General features: G+C 55.7%; 10 protein-coding genes. 8 read left to right on the top strand and 2 right to left on the bottom strand.

Annotated features, from left to right (window positions below; genetic code table 11):
* Positions 1-6 precede the first annotated feature (6 nt).
* Positions 7-1158, bottom strand: coding sequence for an L-threonine dehydrogenase (yiaY, locus tag WN53_RS00940; protein ID WP_024484270.1), 1152 nt, complete (start codon positions 1156-1158; stop codon positions 7-9).
* A gap of 338 nt (positions 1159-1496) precedes the next feature.
* On the opposite strand from yiaY, the gene tadA reads away from it, so the two are divergent.
* Positions 1497-2003: a tRNA adenosine(34) deaminase TadA gene (tadA, locus tag WN53_RS00935; RefSeq protein WP_024484269.1), complete on the top strand. Its 507-nt coding sequence runs from the start codon at positions 1497-1499 to the stop codon at positions 2001-2003.
* Between the two features lie 19 nt (positions 2004-2022).
* Here the strand turns inward: tadA and mltF are convergent, their stop codons facing one another.
* Positions 2023-3480, bottom strand: coding sequence for a membrane-bound lytic murein transglycosylase MltF (gene mltF / locus WN53_RS00930; RefSeq protein WP_024484268.1), 1458 nt, complete (start codon positions 3478-3480; stop codon positions 2023-2025).
* A 275-nt stretch (positions 3481-3755) separates the two neighbouring features.
* Here mltF and purL point away from each other — a divergent pair, with 275 nt between their 5' ends.
* The 7 genes from purL to WN53_RS00895 all read left to right on the top strand — a co-directional run bounded on the left by purL (position 3756) and on the right by WN53_RS00895 (position 15479).
* The gene (gene purL, locus WN53_RS00925) at positions 3756-7649 is read left to right on the top strand and encodes a phosphoribosylformylglycinamidine synthase (RefSeq protein WP_174469086.1); all 3894 of its coding nucleotides are present in this window, start codon (positions 3756-3758) and stop codon (positions 7647-7649) included.
* Positions 7650-8472: 823 nt separating this feature from the next.
* Positions 8473-9909 carry a sensor histidine kinase gene (locus tag WN53_RS00920; RefSeq protein ID WP_024484266.1) on the top strand — a complete coding sequence of 479 codons (1437 nt, stop codon included), beginning with the start codon at positions 8473-8475 and terminating at the stop codon, positions 9907-9909.
* Between the two features lie 3 nt (positions 9910-9912).
* Positions 9913-10794, top strand: a complete 882-nt coding sequence (qseG, locus tag WN53_RS00915) for a two-component system QseEF-associated lipoprotein QseG (RefSeq protein WP_024484265.1) — start codon at positions 9913-9915, stop codon at positions 10792-10794.
* The gene (gene glrR / locus WN53_RS00910) at positions 10791-12131 is read left to right on the top strand and encodes a two-component system response regulator GlrR (RefSeq protein ID WP_021178888.1); all 1341 of its coding nucleotides are present in this window, start codon (positions 10791-10793) and stop codon (positions 12129-12131) included. Before qseG ends, glrR begins: the two co-directional genes overlap by 4 nt.
* 99 nt (positions 12132-12230) lie before the next feature.
* The gene (locus WN53_RS00905; RefSeq protein ID WP_024484264.1) at positions 12231-13853 is read left to right on the top strand and encodes an NAD+ synthase; all 1623 of its coding nucleotides are present in this window, start codon (positions 12231-12233) and stop codon (positions 13851-13853) included.
* A gap of 13 nt (positions 13854-13866) precedes the next feature.
* A complete protein-coding gene (gene glnB, locus WN53_RS00900) occupies positions 13867-14205 on the top strand; it encodes a nitrogen regulatory protein P-II (protein WP_004847623.1) in 339 nt (112 codons plus the stop codon).
* Between the two features lie 350 nt (positions 14206-14555).
* Positions 14556-15479: a LysR substrate-binding domain-containing protein gene (locus tag WN53_RS00895; RefSeq protein ID WP_024484263.1), complete on the top strand. Its 924-nt coding sequence runs from the start codon at positions 14556-14558 to the stop codon at positions 15477-15479.
* Positions 15480-15557: the final 78 nt, after the last annotated feature.

The following is a 15557-nucleotide window of genomic DNA, read 5'->3' as shown; positions in this document are numbered from 1 at the left end:
CAGCAGTTACATGGCTGCTTTAAAGATTGCCATAATCTGTTCGTGGCTTGCCTGGATTGGATTGGTGAATCCACAGGCATCGTTCAGGGCGTTAGTGGCTAACGTAGCAAAGTCTTCTTCTTTGACCTGTAGATCGCGTAAGCCAGCAGGAATTCCCACATCTTTCGCCAGTTGGCGAATGGCGGCGATACAAGCGGCAGCCCCTTGCTCATCGCTAAGGCCTGCAACATTTACGCCCATAGCGGCGGCAATGTCTTTAAGACGCCCTGCTGCAACCTGAGTATTGAACTCTTGCACGTGCGGCAACAGCACGGCGTTACACACGCCATGTGGCAGGTTGTAGAAGCCACCCAGCTGGTGCGCCATAGCGTGCACATAACCCAATGAGGCGTTATTAAATGCCATACCGGCCAGGAACTGGGCATAGGCCATGTTCTCGCGCGCCTGCATGTTTTGCCCGTCGTTGACCGCATCACGTAAAGACTCGGCAATCATGGTGGCGGCTTTAAGCGCGCAGGCATCGGTGATTGGGTTGGCGGCGCTGGAGACGTAAGCTTCGATAGCGTGGGTCAGAGCATCCATACCGGTGGCAGCGGTCAGGCCTTTCGGCATGCCAGCCATCAGGTGAGGATCGTTGACCGACAGGATCGGAGTGACGTGCTTGTCGACAATCGCCATTTTGATGTGGCGCGCTTCGTCGGTGATGATACAAAAACGCGTCATCTCGGAAGCGGTACCCGCAGTAGTGTTGATCGCAACGACCGGCAACTGCGGCTTAGCTGAGCGATCAACCCCTTCATAGTCTTTGATTTCCCCGCCGTTAGCGGCGACCAGGGCAATCCCCTTCGCACAGTCATGCGGCGAACCGCCACCCAGAGAAACGACACAGTCACAGTGATGTTCGCGCAACAGTGCCAGGCCCTGTTTTACGTTTTCCGTGGTCGGGTTGGGATGCGTGCCGTCATAGACGCAGCTTTCAATGTTCTGTGCCGCTAACAGGGCTTGCACCTGAGCTACGACGCCAATGCCGTTCAAAACCTTGTCGGTCACGATCAGTGCGTTATGCAGACCATGCTCTTTCATGGTTTTTGCCGCGTCTTCCAGACAGCCGGAACCAATCATGTTGACGGAAGGGATAAAGAATGTTGAGGCAGCCATAACCTACTCCTTATAAAGGCTTTTTGCGTGAGGTAAACATTATCGCGCTAATGCTTAAGAGAATATGATCTATCACAATTTAGTTAGAAAAAATTTGCTTAATTTTACAGCTTGATTTTCCAGCAGTTTATAACGTTTATCTGAAATTTTAAGAAATGAACAAAATTTAATCATCATTAAATATGATGTTATTGATTTGTTGGTGGTGTTTTAAGCGATCGACAAACGTGGCGGGGTCAGGGTTTTTCAAGCTTATTTGCATCAACAAGGCCGAGTGGCTGCGGCAAAAGGGACTAGTGTGTATAATGCCCGCCGCGATGCGCACGAGGATTGATGTGGTGAATGAATATAGTGATGAGTATTGGATGCGTCAGGCGTTAAGCCTGGCTCAACGTGCGCAGGAAGAAGGTGAGGTGCCGGTTGGGGCGCTGCTGGTGCTGGACAATCAGGTGATTGGCGAAGGTTGGAACCGGCCGATCGGCCGCCACGATCCCACCGCTCATGCTGAAATCATGGCGCTGCGGCAGGGGGGGGCGGTATTGCAGAATTACCGCCTGCTGAATGCTACGCTGTATGTCACGCTGGAACCTTGCGTGATGTGCGCCGGGGCTATGGTGCACAGCCGCATCCGTCGTTTGGTATACGGTGCGGCCGATGAAAAAACCGGAGCGGTGGGTTCACTGGTGGATATTCTGCGCCATCCGGGCATGAATCATCAGGTAGAAATCGTCTCGGGCGTGCTGGCAGAAGAGTGCGCCGCCACCCTCAGCAACTTTTTCCGCATGCGCCGCGAGCAGAAAAAAGCGCTGAAACTGGCGCAGCGAGCCGGAAAAGACCCGCAATAACTACTTATCTTGAGAATAACTACAGGGCGAGCGCCAGTTTGGCTTCCACGGCCGGATAGCCCTTAGCCAGTTCGGCCTGTTTCATCGCTTCTACTGCCTTCTTCTCTTTTTCCAACAGATAGCCCACCAGGCTGACCTGATAACGCCTGATGTTTTCCACGTAATTATAGGCTTCGCGGCCACGGGCATAGCCATAGGTGAGTGATGGATAGTAGCGCTTCTGGCTCAGCATCGGCAGGCGCTGTTTCACATCGACCCAACTGTCGGGGTTGCCTTGCTGGCTTTTGGTGAGTTTACGTGCGTCCAGCATATGGCCCCAGCCCATGTTATAGGCGGCCAGTGCGAACCAGATCCGTTCATCTTCCGGCACCGTATCGGGCACCTTCTCCATCAGACGCTGCAGATAGAGCGCCCCACCTTGGATACTCTGTTCCGGATCGAGCCTGTCGGTGACGCCCAGGCCTTCGGCGGTGGCTCTGGTCAGCATCATCAGCCCACGGACACCGGTGGGGGAGGTCGCCTGCGGATTCCAGTGTGATTCCTGGTAGGCGATGGCGGCCAACAGCTTCCAGTCAATTTCGCTGGCATACTTTTCAAACAGCGAGCGGAAAGTGGGCAATACCGAGTCGATGGCCGACAGGAAGGTTTTGGTATCGACGTAGTCAAAACTGCCCACGTGCCCCAGATACTTCTCTTCTAATCGGGCCAGCGTGCCGTCTTCTACCCTTTGGCTATAAAAATCCAGCAGCGCGGCGTACAGGCTATCATCATCGCTGCGCTTCAGATACCAGGTCACTGGTTCTTCATCGGTAATGTCAAAAGCGACGGCCAGCTGTGGATGGATGCGCTGCAGCAGGGCTATGGTCACGGAGTCGCCGATGGTGTAATCCAGCTTGCCATCGGCCACCTGTTCCAGCAGCTCTTTCGAGGTCATATCGCTTGACGCTTCCCAACTGAGGTCGGGGTATTTGCTTTGTTTGAGCTGCTTTAGCGTGCTGACGTGCGCCGAACCGGAGGCCACCGCCAGCTTGCCTTTGATATCGGCAAAGGTTTTTGGCCGCGTGGTTCCCAGCCGGTAAACCAATTGCTGGGAAACGGAATAATACGCTGGGCCGGTACTGGAGCGGCTGAGGCGATCCCGGTTGTAGATCAGCCCGGCGGCGAGAATATCGGCATTGTCATCATCAAGATCGTCAAACAGGTCATTGATGTTTTGGTGTGGGATCACCACCAGCTTGACCCCCAGGTAGTTGGCAAAGCTTTTGGCCAGCTCATAGTCAAGGCCACTCGGCCCCTGCGGGGTAGTGAAATAGGTTAACGGTGAGTTTAACGTGCTGACGCGCAGTTCCCCCCGTGCTTTTATCGCCTCGAGTTGGCCTCCCTGTCCACCACGCCAGGCGATATTGGGCCACAGGGCAAGCGCCAGCAGCAGGGCCACAACACCGATTAGAATGTAATTTATTTTTAGGCGTTTCAAATAGTTATCTCAAATAGATGCACACTTTATGTTGACCGTAATCAGGATTTTTTCATGGTTAAATCACCAGTGCCGGGGCATTTTGCGCAACATTACGCCAGCGCGCAACTTTATTGATAGGTTATGAGAATTCGGCAGCGAGAATAGCTTTTATCAATAATAGCTACGCAAACGGTTTCGTCGGCGGCGCGGATTATCTATAATGGCGCGCGTTTTCCCCCTGTTGCGCCCAATGAAGTGCTGAACCCAGTTGCTTCGAAGACGAGAGAACTTTGATTATGGAAATACTGCGTGGTTCGCCCGCTTTGTCGGCTTTTCGTATTACCAAACTACTGTCCCGCTGCCAGGATGCTCAACTCCCGATCGGTGATATCTATGCCGAGTACGTTCACTTTGCCGATGTCAGCGCACCACTAAGCGCCGAAGAGCAGGCCAAGCTGCAGCGGTTGCTCAAGTACGGCCCTTCTCTCGCTGAACATGCTCCGCAAGGCCGCCTGCTGTTGGTGACGCCGCGCCCGGGCACCATTTCGCCGTGGTCTTCCAAAGCCACCGATATCGCCCATAACTGTGGCCTGACGCAGGTGGTTCGTCTTGAGCGCGGCCTGGCATTTTATGTCACAGCGCCGACCTTGACCGATGCCCAGTGGCAACAGCTTGCTACCTTGCTGCACGATCGCATGATGGAAACGGTATTCAGCGAGCTGCAACAGGCGGAAACACTGTTCTCTCATCATCAGCCCGCACCGTATCAGACGGTGGATATCCTGGCGCAAGGTCGCAGCGCGCTGGAACAGGCCAACACCAAGTTAGGGTTGGCACTGGCGCAGGACGAGATCGACTACCTGCTGGCCGCCTTTACCGAGTTGGGGCGCAACCCAACGGATATTGAGCTGTACATGTTCGCACAGGCCAACTCCGAACATTGCCGCCATAAGATTTTCAACGCCGACTGGATCATCGACGGCGAACAGCAACCGAAGTCGCTGTTCAAAATGATCAAAAATACCTTTGAGCAGACGCCGGACTACGTGCTTTCTGCCTATAAAGACAACGCGGCGGTGATGGAAGGCTCCCAGGTGGGGCGCTTCTTTGCCGCGCCGCAAAGCGGCCTGTATGACTATCATCAGGAAGAAGCACACATCCTGATGAAGGTGGAAACCCATAACCACCCAACGGCGATCTCGCCTTGGCCAGGCGCTGCGACCGGTTCTGGCGGTGAGATCCGCGACGAAGGCGCAACCGGCCGTGGCGCGAAGCCGAAAGCTGGCCTGGTAGGGTTCTCGGTTTCCAACCTGCGTATTCCGGGGTTCGAACAGCCTTGGGAACAGGATTTCGGCAAACCGGATCGCATCGTCACCGCGCTGGATATCATGACCGAAGGCCCATTGGGCGGTGCGGCATTCAATAACGAGTTTGGTCGCCCGGCGCTGGTCGGTTACTTCCGTACTTATGAAGAGCGCGTCAATAGCCACAACGGCGTTGAGCTGCGTGGCTACCACAAACCGATCATGCTGGCAGGCGGCCTGGGCAACATCCGCGCCGATCATGTGCAAAAAGGTGAGATCACTGTTGGTGCCAAACTGGTGGTGCTGGGTGGCCCGGCGATGAATATCGGTTTGGGCGGTGGAGCGGCTTCGTCGATGGCCTCTGGCCAATCTGATGCCGATCTGGATTTTGCTTCGGTACAGCGTGATAACCCGGAAATGGAGCGCCGCTGCCAAGAGGTGATCGACCGCTGCTGGCAGATGGGCGATAGCAACCCGATCCTGTTTATTCACGATGTGGGTGCTGGTGGCCTGTCGAACGCGATGCCGGAACTGGTTAGCGACGGTGGCCGCGGTGGTCGTTTCGAACTGCGTGACATTCTCAACGACGAGCCGGGCATGAGCCCGCTGGAAGTGTGGTGTAACGAATCCCAAGAGCGTTATGTGATGGCGGTAGCGCCTGAGCAGATGGCGACCTTTGAGGAAATCTGCCGCCGTGAGCGCGCACCTTTCGCGGTGATTGGCGAGGCGACGGAAGAACGCCATCTGACGCTCAACGATCGCCACTTTGACAATCAGCCGATCGACATGCCGTTGGATGTGCTGCTGGGCAAAACGCCAAAAATGACCCGCGACGTGAAACGTCAACAGGCAAACGGAGAAGTGTTGCAGCGTGCTGGCATCACCATTGCCGATGCGGTCAAGCGCGTGCTGCACTTGCCGGCCGTCGCGGAGAAAACCTTCCTGATCACCATTGGTGACCGTACCGTCACCGGCATGGTTGCGCGTGACCAGATGGTCGGCCCGTGGCAGATCCCGGTAGCCGACTGTGCGGTAACCACGGCCAGCCTGGACAGCTATTACGGGGAAGCGATGTCGATCGGCGAGCGTGCTCCCGTCGCATTGCTGGATTTTGCCGCCTCTGGCCGCCTGGCGGTAGGGGAAGCGCTGACCAACCTGGCCGCGGTGGAAATCGGTTCGCTCAAGAGGGTGAAACTTTCCGCCAACTGGATGGCCGCAGCGGGCCACCCTGGCGAAGATGCCGGTCTGTATGAAGCGGTGAAGGCGGTGGGTGAAGAACTTTGCCCGGCGTTGGGTATTACCATTCCGGTGGGTAAAGACTCGATGTCGATGAAAACCCGCTGGCAGGAAGGCAATGAACAGCGGGAAATGACATCACCGCTGTCGCTGGTGATCACCGCATTTGCTCGCGTGGAAGATGTGCGCCACACCGTGACGCCGCAACTGCGTACCGACAAGGGTGATAGCGCGCTGTTACTGATCGACCTGGGTAATGGCCACAATGCCTTGGGGGCAACGGCGTTGGCGCAGGTTTATCGCCAACTGGGCGATAAGCCAGCCGATGTTCGCAACGTGGAGCAATTGGCCGGTTTCTTCAACGCGATGCAGCAACTGGTGGCGGATCGTGCGCTGTTGGCCTATCACGACCGTTCCGATGGCGGCCTGTTGGTCACCTTGGCCGAGATGGCGTTTGCCGGGCATTGCGGCGTGGAAGTCGATATTCAGGCGCTGGGTTCCGACGCCTTGGCTGCCTTGTTCAACGAAGAGCTGGGTGCAGTGATCCAGGTGCCTGCTGCGCAGCTGGCAGCCGTACAGCAAGTATTTGCCCAACACGGTCTGACGGATAACGTGCATCACCTTGGCCAGGCGCTGAGTGGCGATCGTTTCGTTATCACCAGCGCTGGCAAACCGGTGTACAGCGAAAGCCGCAGCACCCTGCGTACCTGGTGGGCTGAAACCACCTGGCAGATGCAGCGCCTGCGTGATAATCCGGAATGTGCCGATCAGGAGCATCAGGCCAAGCAGGACGAACGCGATCCGGGCCTGAACGTCAAGCTGACCTTCGCAACCGATGACGACATCGCGGCACCTTATATCGCCAAGGGCGCACGCCCTAAGGTTGCGGTATTGCGTGAGCAAGGGGTTAACTCCCACGTTGAGATGGCGGCGGCGTTCCACCGTGCCGGTTTCGATGCGGTTGATTTTCACATGAGCGATCTGCTGGCTGGCCGCCGCGATTTGCAAGAGTTCCACACGCTGGTTGCCTGCGGCGGCTTCTCTTATGGTGACGTGTTGGGGGCTGGTGAAGGCTGGGCGAAATCGATACTGTTCAACGAGCGCGTACGCGATGAGTTTGCCGATTTCTTCCATCGCCCACAGACCTTGGCGCTGGGCGTTTGTAACGGTTGCCAGATGATGTCCAACCTGCGTGAACTGATCCCGGGGGCTGAACATTGGCCGCGCTTTGTGCGCAACCTGTCGGATCGTTTCGAAGCGCGCTTCAGCCTGGTGGAAGTGGCCAGTAGCCCGTCGCTGTTTATGCAAGGTATGACAGGCTCGCGCATGCCGATTGCCGTTTCTCATGGTGAAGGCCATGTAGAAGTGCGCGATGCGGCGCATCTGGCGGCGTTGGAACATCACGGCCTGGTTGCGTTACGCTTTGTCGACAACCATGGTCAAGTGACCGAAGCTTACCCTGCCAACCCGAACGGTTCACCGAATGGTATTACCGCAGTGACCAGCAGCAATGGCCGCGCCACCGTAATGATGCCGCATCCGGAACGCGTGTTCCGTACCGTCAGCAACTCCTGGCATCCAGAGGAGTGGGGTGAAGACAGCCCTTGGATGCGCATGTTCCGCAACGCTCGCAAGCAACTGGGGTAATTTAACCTGAGGTTTGTGTGAAAGTTTACTGAGGCGCCGCATTGGCGCCTTTTTTATATCCCTATTTTTTAATGAGTTAGGTTATATGTCGGTTTTTTGAGACAAAGGCCACATTGCCTGTCTCTAAAAAGAGACATTTAACTCATTGATTTTAATCATGGTTAATTCGATTGGGTTAAGTTGTCGTGTTTTGGCGACGGTGTGTCGGATTATTACTCAAACTTGGCTGCCTTGGTAGAGTGCTGTAAGTGGTGATAAAATATTTTATCTTTAATAAACATGTGATTATAAAATATTTTGTAAAGTTGGCACGGAAGGTGCATTATAACTGTCAGTTGCTCATTCACCTTTTTATGATTGGCCCCGTCTAGTACGGAACAGCGCCTCATAAGCCTCCGAATGATGCCTAAGAAATGGTGCCTATCGTCCAACCAAACCGATAACAGACGCGCAAGCGACTTTATCAAGCATCGGACGACACGTGGAGTGAGGCACCGCCTAGTATCCAACTGTGATGATATGTTCATCAATCCCGGATACTTTTTGGATGCTATTCGTCCTGATCAGATGCCAGCTTAGTGCTACATCACCTGGGGACGAGGAGTAAGGGCATCCACATATTCCTTGCGATGGGGCATCATGCCCCAGCGTCAAAATCCAAAAAGCATTGCCTCCGTAATTTTCCTCGATACGTTCTCAAACCACATCAGTTTCCTCTTTTGGGGATAACGCGTTTTTGCTTATCTGAACGCCATTAATCCGCTGCCGGGCTTTTCTCTCCCCGGATTGTCGGTTAGCATCTGGGCAGACTAGAGATAATGAGATGATTTCTTTGAAAAGATGGCGTCTATTTCCACGCTCGTTGCGCCAATTGGTCGTAATGGCGTTCCTGCTGGTGCTGTTACCGCTGCTGGTATTGGCTTATCAGGCCTACCAAAGCCTGGATCATCTCAGCGCGCAGGCGGCGGATATCAACCGTACGACGCTGGTGGATGCCCGCCGTAGTGAGGCAATGACCAGCGTGGCGCTGGAAATGGAGCGCAGCTATCGCCAGTATTGCGTACTGGTCGATCCGACCCTGGAGCGGCTGTACCAGAACCAGCGTAAACAGTATTCGCAAATGCTGGATGCCCACGCCCCGATCCTGCCGGACGAACGTTACTACCAGACACTACGTAAACTGCTGACTCAGCTTTCTACCATCAAGTGCCAGAGCAGCGGGCCGGACAAGGACGCTTCACTGCTGTTAGAGTCTTTTTCACATTCCAACGCCGAAATGGTCCAGGCCACCCGCACCGTGATCTTTTCCCGTGGGCAGCAGCTGCAGCAGGCGATCGCCGAGCGTGGCCAATACTTTGGCTGGCAGGCGCTGTTGCTGTTCCTGGTCAGCGTGCTGTTGGTGGTGCTGTTTACCCGCATGATTATCGGGCCCGTCAAGGCCGTTGAGCGTATGATTAACCGTCTGGGAGAAGGGCGGCCCATCGGCATGACGGCATCCTTTAAAGGCCCGCGTGAACTGCGTTCTCTGGCTCAGCGCATTGTTTGGTTGAGCGAGCGTCTGGCCTGGCTGGAATCGCAGCGCCATGAGTTCCTGCGCCATATCTCCCATGAGCTGAAAACGCCGCTGGCCAGTATGCGTGAAGGCACCGAGCTGTTGGCCGATGGTGTGGCAGGCCCGCTCACCTCCGATCAGAAAGAGGTGGTGGCGATCCTCGACCAGAGCAGCCGTCATCTGCAATTGCTGATTGAGCAACTGCTGGATTACAACCGCAAACTGGCAGATGGCCCGTCGGAACATGAAAACGTCGAGCTGGAAGAACTGGTGGACATGGTGGTCGCCGCCCACAGTTTGCCGGCACGTGCCAAGATGATCCGCACGGAAGTCAAACTTGAGGCGGAAATCTGCTGGGCAGAGCCTACGCTATTAATGCGCGTACTGGATAATCTCTACTCCAATGCGGTGCACTACGGCAAGGAATCCGGTAACATTTGGATCCGCAGCCGCCAGGTCGGCCAGCGGGTACAGATTGACGTTGCCAATACCGGCAGCGCGATCCCGCAAGCGGAACGAACCATGATTTTTGAGCCTTTTTTCCAGGGGAGTCACCAGAGAAAAGGGGCCGTTAAAGGAAGCGGACTGGGGCTGAGCATTGCACAGGACTGTATTCGCCGTATGCGTGGCGAATTGACATTGGTGGATCTCGCTGATGCCGACGTCTGCTTCCGTATTGAATTGCCATTAACCGCCGAGAATGAATAAATAATGTACACAGGGTCTAATCGCGCTTATCAATCGCAGACCGAAGGTTCACCGCGTGTTTCTCTACGCGCACCGCTCGGCAAACATTCGCTTTCTTTTTTGGGCACGATCCTTTTTGCCCCGTTTCTGCTGATCGGCTGTGTCGATCGTGCTATCAGTAGCGGCCCTGCTCAGCAGCAACAGGAAGCGATCCCGGATACCAAGGTGGTGGATTACCGCATTGCGTCTTGCGATACGCTATGGCAGCTTGACGAAAAAGAAGCCTTGGAAAACTCACTCTTTTGGCTGCGGGCGATAGACTGCGCCGATCGTATCGGCTCCACGCAGGCCAGAGCGCTAGCGAAAACCCTGCCGGGCAACAATTGGCAGAACGTGTTCAAGCAAAGCATTTTGCTGGGCAGCGCTGAGCCGAGCTCGAACGAGCGCCGCCAGATCATCGATCGTCTGAACAGCTATCGCCTCGAATTCCCTAACTCGCTGCGCCCATTGCTGCAACTGTGGCGTCAGCAGCAGGCGTTGCAAGTGAGCCTGTTTGACGAGCGGGCGCGCTACCAGCACCTGCAGGAAAGTTCAGACAGCCAGATCGACTCGTTGCGCCAGAGTCAGAGCTATTTACAGAGCCAGTTGCAGGAGACCTCCCGCAAACTGGAGAACCTGACCGATATCGAACGCCAGCTCTCATCACGCAAGCAACTGCAGGGGGAAATCCCGGAAAGCAGCGTGGCGCAGCCTAAAGCAGATGCCGCAGGTAAGCCCACAGAGCCCGCCAAAGCGGCCGAGCCTGCAGAGCCAGCCCCGGTGACTGAAACCGGTACCGCCTTGCCGGTAGAGCCGGAAGAGACCTACACGCCGCCCGCGGCTAACAAGGAGTCCCCAGCGCAATGACAGCTCGCAAACCGGCCAATCTTTTGTTGGTTGACGATGATCCCAGCCTGCTTAAGCTGTTGGGAATGCGCCTGACCAGCGAAGGTTTTCACGTTACCACGGCGGAAAGCGGTCAAGAGGCTTTGCGCCTGCTGGCCCGCGAAAAGATCGACCTGGTGATCAGCGATCTGCGGATGGATGAAATGGACGGTATGGCGCTGTTTGCCGAGATCCAGAAATACCAGCCGGGGATGCCGGTGATTATTCTGACCGCCCACGGTTCTATCCCAGACGCGGTGGCGGCGACCCAACAAGGGGTGTTCAGCTTCCTGACCAAGCCGGTCGATCGTGATGCGTTGTATAAGGCGATCGATGAAGCGTTGTCGCTGTCGTCGATCCCAGCCGGTGATGACAGCTGGCGTGAGGATTTTGTCACCCGTAGCCCGATTATGCTGCGGCTGCTTGAACAGGCCAAGATGGTCGCCCAGTCGGACGTCAGCGTGCTGATCAACGGCCAAAGCGGCACCGGCAAAGAGGTGCTGGCACAGGCCATCCATGCGGCCAGCCCACGGGCCAAGAAAGCCTTTATCGCCATCAACTGCGGCGCGTTGCCGGAGCAACTGCTGGAGTCGGAGCTGTTTGGCCATGCCAAAGGGGCGTTCACCGGTGCCGTCAGCAGCCGTGAAGGTTTGTTCCAGGCGGCAGAAGGGGGCACGCTGTTCCTGGATGAGATTGGCGATATGCCGCTCTCGCTGCAGGTAAAATTGCTACGCGTGTTGCAGGAACGTAAGGTGCGTCCACTGGGTAGCAACCGCGATCTGGATATTGATGTACGCATCATTTCCGCCACCCACCGCGATCTGCCGAAAGCGATGGTAAAAAACGAGTTCCGTGAAGATCTCTATTACCGTCTGAACGTGGTTAACCTGAAAATACCGGCGCTCAACGAGCGAGCCGAAGATATCCCTCTGCTGGCCAACCATCTGCTACGTGCTTCGGCGCTGCGCCACAAACCTTTTGTACGTAGTTTCTCCTCCGATGCCATGAAACGCCTGATGACTGCCAGCTGGCCCGGCAACGTGCGCCAGTTGGTGAACGTGATCGAGCAGTGTGTGGCATTGACCACGGCGCCGGTGATCAGTGAAGCTCTGGTTGAGCAGGCGCTGGAAGGGGAAAACACAGCGCTGCCAACCTTTGTCGAGGCGCGCAACCAGTTTGAATTACACTATTTACGTAAACTGTTGCAGATCACCAAGGGTAACGTCACCCAGGCCGCGCGCATGGCGGGCCGTAACCGTACTGAGTTCTATAAATTGTTGTCGCGCCATGAACTGGATGCCAACGATTTCAAAGAATGATGTTTTCTTTTCTGAACCTGCATGCGCAGGTTCTCAACAAAGTAGCCGGAATGATTTACACTCCGGTTTCTTTGTTGTGGCATGGCAGACCATAGAGATATGAGCAGATCACTTTCCATTGCGTTGGCCCAGCTGAATTTGCTGGTGGGCGATATTGAAGGCAACAGCGAGCGCATGTTGCAAACCGTGCAGGAGCAGCAGAAGGCGGGAGCCGATCTGGTCATGTTCACTGAACTGGCGCTGTCCGGCTATCCGCCGGAAGACCTGCTGTACCGTGATGATTTCTACCAGCGTTGCGATACTCAGCTAAGCCGCTTGCAGCAGGCCTCCGCCGATGTGGCAATCCTGGTTGGCCACCCGTGGCGTGAAGACGGCAAACTGTATAACGCGCTGTCACTGTTCTCTGAGGGGGCTTTGCAGGCTCGTTACTTCAAGCAACAACTGCCTAACTACGGCGTATTCGATGAGAAGCGCTATTTCTATGCGGGCGATAAAAACTGCGTGGTGGAGCTGAAGGGCTATCGCCTGGGGCTGCTGATCTGCGAAGATCTGTGGTTCTCGGAACCGGTCGATGCGGCGAAAGCGGCGGGAGCAGAGATCCTGCTGTCGATCAACGCTTCCCCGTATAACCGTGAAAAGCCGTATATCCGCAAAACCCTGATGTCCGGCCACTGCCAGCGTACCGGTCTGCCGTTGGTCTATCTGAATCAGATCGGCGGGCAGGACGAACTGATTTTCGACGGCTGTTCAAAAGTCTTTGATGCCGCTGGCAATATGACTCACCGCCTGGCGGCTTTCGCCGAGCAGGTGACTCTGCTTGAGTTCAAAGGCCTGGAAGTGGTACCGATGACGGCTCCGGCGGCAGAGTTGCCACAGCTGGCGCAGGTGTATGAAGCGCTGGTGCTGGCCGTACGCGACTATGTGACCAAGAACGGTTTCAAAGGCGCGGTGTTGGGCTTGTCTGGCGGGATCGACTCGGCGCTGACCCTGGCGATCGCCGTGGATGCGTTGGGCAAAGACAAGGTTCAGGCCTTGATGATGCCGTTCCGCTACACGGCAGATATCAGCATTGCCGATGCCAAGGAAGAGGCCGAAATTCTCGGCATCGAATTTGACGTCGTCTCGATTGAACCGATGTTCGACGCCTTTATGGGTCAGCTCGCCCCGATGTTTGCTGATACCGCACGGGATACCACCGAAGAAAACCTGCAGGCCCGCTGCCGTGGCGTGGTGCTGATGGCGCTGTCCAACAAACGCGGCAGCATCGTGTTAACCACGGGTAACAAAAGCGAGGTGGCTGTCGGTTATTGCACGCTGTATGGTGATATGGCCGGTGGCTTCGACGTATTGAAAGATGTGCCGAAAACCCTGGTGTTCAAGCTTTCCGAATACCGTAATACCGTCTCCTACGTGATCCCTCAACGGGTGATCGATCGTCCACCGTCTGCCGAGTTGGCGCCGGATCAGCTCGATCAGGACAGCCTGCCGCCGTATGACATTCTGGATGCTATTCTGGAAGGTTATGTCGAGCGCGATAAATCGGTCGCCGATCTGGTTGCTGAGGGCTTTGAAGAAGCCATGGTGCGCAAGGTGATCCGCCTGGTGGACATCAACGAGTACAAACGCCGTCAGGCCGCCGTCGGGCCGCGCATTACCGCCCGTAACTTTGGCAAAGACCGCCGCTACCCGATCACCTCCGGCTTTGGCCGTAAAAATTGGTAATTAAGGAATAAAAATGAAAAAAATTGACGCGATTATCAAGCCCTTCAAACTGGATGACGTGCGTGAAGCACTGGCCGAAGTAGGTATCACCGGCATGACGGTGACCGAAGTGAAAGGCTTTGGTCGCCAGAAGGGCCATACCGAGCTGTACCGTGGTGCTGAGTATATGGTCGACTTCCTGCCAAAGGTTAAAATCGAGATCGTAGTGGCTGACGATATCGTGGATACCTGTGTGGAAACCATCATGCAGACGGCGCAGACCGGTAAAATCGGCGACGGTAAAATCTTTGTCTTCGACGTGGCCCGTGTGGTGCGTATCCGTACCGGCGAGCAGGACGAAGAAGCAATTTAATCGCAGACTGTGGAACGGGCGCAGCATGCGGCGCCCCTACGGTCAAACACTTGCGACTCCTACCCAACAATATTCCCATCCCCAGGCTCACCATGCTACGTCCGTTTGGTTGCGTCTGGTGGTTTTTGTGCAACTTGCGACTCCCCTATTCGGCGACATTGTCATCCCCTGGCTCAAAGCGTAGGGGCGCTGCATGCTGCGCCCATTTGGTTACGTCTGGCGGTTTTTGTGCACACCCTCCCTTTTTGCGTTCTAAAAAAGCGAACGATATCGCGTTTTTCACACATTTCCTGATGGCTTACCGGTGAGCATCTACACTCAAACCAACTGTTTTGTTTGAGGTTGCTACCATGATGACGTTACGCCAAATCCGCCATTTTATTGCCGTGGCCGAAACCGGGTCGATCTCGGCGGCGGCGCAGGCGGTGTTTGTGTCACAGTCTTCGCTCACGCTAGCGATCCAGCAGTTGGAAACCGACATTGGCGTCCGGTTGTTCGAGCGCCACGCCAAGGGAATGAACCTGACCCACCAGGGGCACCAGTTCCTGCGCCAGTCCTACCTGATCCTGGCAACGGTGGATAATGCCAAGCGCAGCCTGCAGCTGGGCACCGAAAGCCTGAGTGGAAAATTGACCATCGGCGTCACCAGCTTGGTGGCGGGGTATTTCCTGGTGGAGCTGCTCAAGCGCTTCAAGTCTGCCTATCCCAATGTAACCATCCAGGTGGTTGAGGACGAACGGCCCTATATCGAGCATTTGCTGGTGAGCGGTGAAATTGATATCGGGGTGCTGATCCTGTCGAACATTGAAGACCGCGATGCCTTACAGACCGAAGTGCTGATGCACTCCCCGTATCGCCTGTGGCTGCCGCCGCTGCACCCGCTGCTGGAGCACGAAAGCATCGGTTTGGCAGACGTGGTCAAACAGCCGCTGATCCAACTCAACGTTGATGAAATGGACGTTCATGCCCGGCGCATCTGGGGGCGAGCGGGCCTGAAGCCGGAGATCGCCATGAAAACCGCCTCCACCGAAGCGGTGCGCAGCCTGGTGGCAGCGGGCATGGGCATTGCCATCCTGCCGGATATGGCTTACCGCGCCTGGTCATTGGAGGGCAATATGATCGAAGCGCGCAAACTGGTGGATTTGCTGGAACCGCTGGATATCGGCCTGGCCTGGCGGCGTGGCAGCGCACGGCCTGAATTGGTGACGCCATTCCTCACCATTGCGCGTGAGAACAGCAAAACGAACATGACCGGCCTCAAGCCTTCGATTTAATCGAACGCTGCCTTCAGTATTTAGAATTTGTTGTCCGCAGTGCGCTCGCTTAGTCTGATTAAAACTAACTTATCACAT

Source organism: Serratia fonticola, from assembly GCF_001006005.1.
GTDB classification, from domain to species: Bacteria; Pseudomonadota; Gammaproteobacteria; order Enterobacterales; family Enterobacteriaceae; genus Chania; species Chania fonticola.
The sequence above is the reverse complement of the archived record's forward strand: the minus strand, read 5'-3'. Positions and strand labels throughout refer to the sequence as shown.

Bases quoted from the DNA above. Each gene is read 5' to 3' on its own strand.
- WN53_RS00905 (WP_024484264.1), top strand. From the start codon at position 12,231: ATGAGCAGATCACTTTCCATTGCGTTGGCCCAGCTGAATTTGCTGGTG.
- yiaY (WP_024484270.1), bottom strand. From the start codon at position 1,158: ATGGCTGCCTCAACATTCTTTATCCCTTCCGTCAACATGATTGGTTCC.
- WN53_RS00920 (WP_024484266.1), top strand. From the start codon at position 8,473: ATGATTTCTTTGAAAAGATGGCGTCTATTTCCACGCTCGTTGCGCCAA.
- glnB (WP_004847623.1), top strand. From the start codon at position 13,867: ATGAAAAAAATTGACGCGATTATCAAGCCCTTCAAACTGGATGACGTG.
- glrR (WP_021178888.1), top strand. From the start codon at position 10,791: ATGACAGCTCGCAAACCGGCCAATCTTTTGTTGGTTGACGATGATCCC.
- qseG (WP_024484265.1), top strand. From the start codon at position 9,913: ATGTACACAGGGTCTAATCGCGCTTATCAATCGCAGACCGAAGGTTCA.
- WN53_RS00895 (WP_024484263.1), top strand. From the start codon at position 14,556: ATGATGACGTTACGCCAAATCCGCCATTTTATTGCCGTGGCCGAAACC.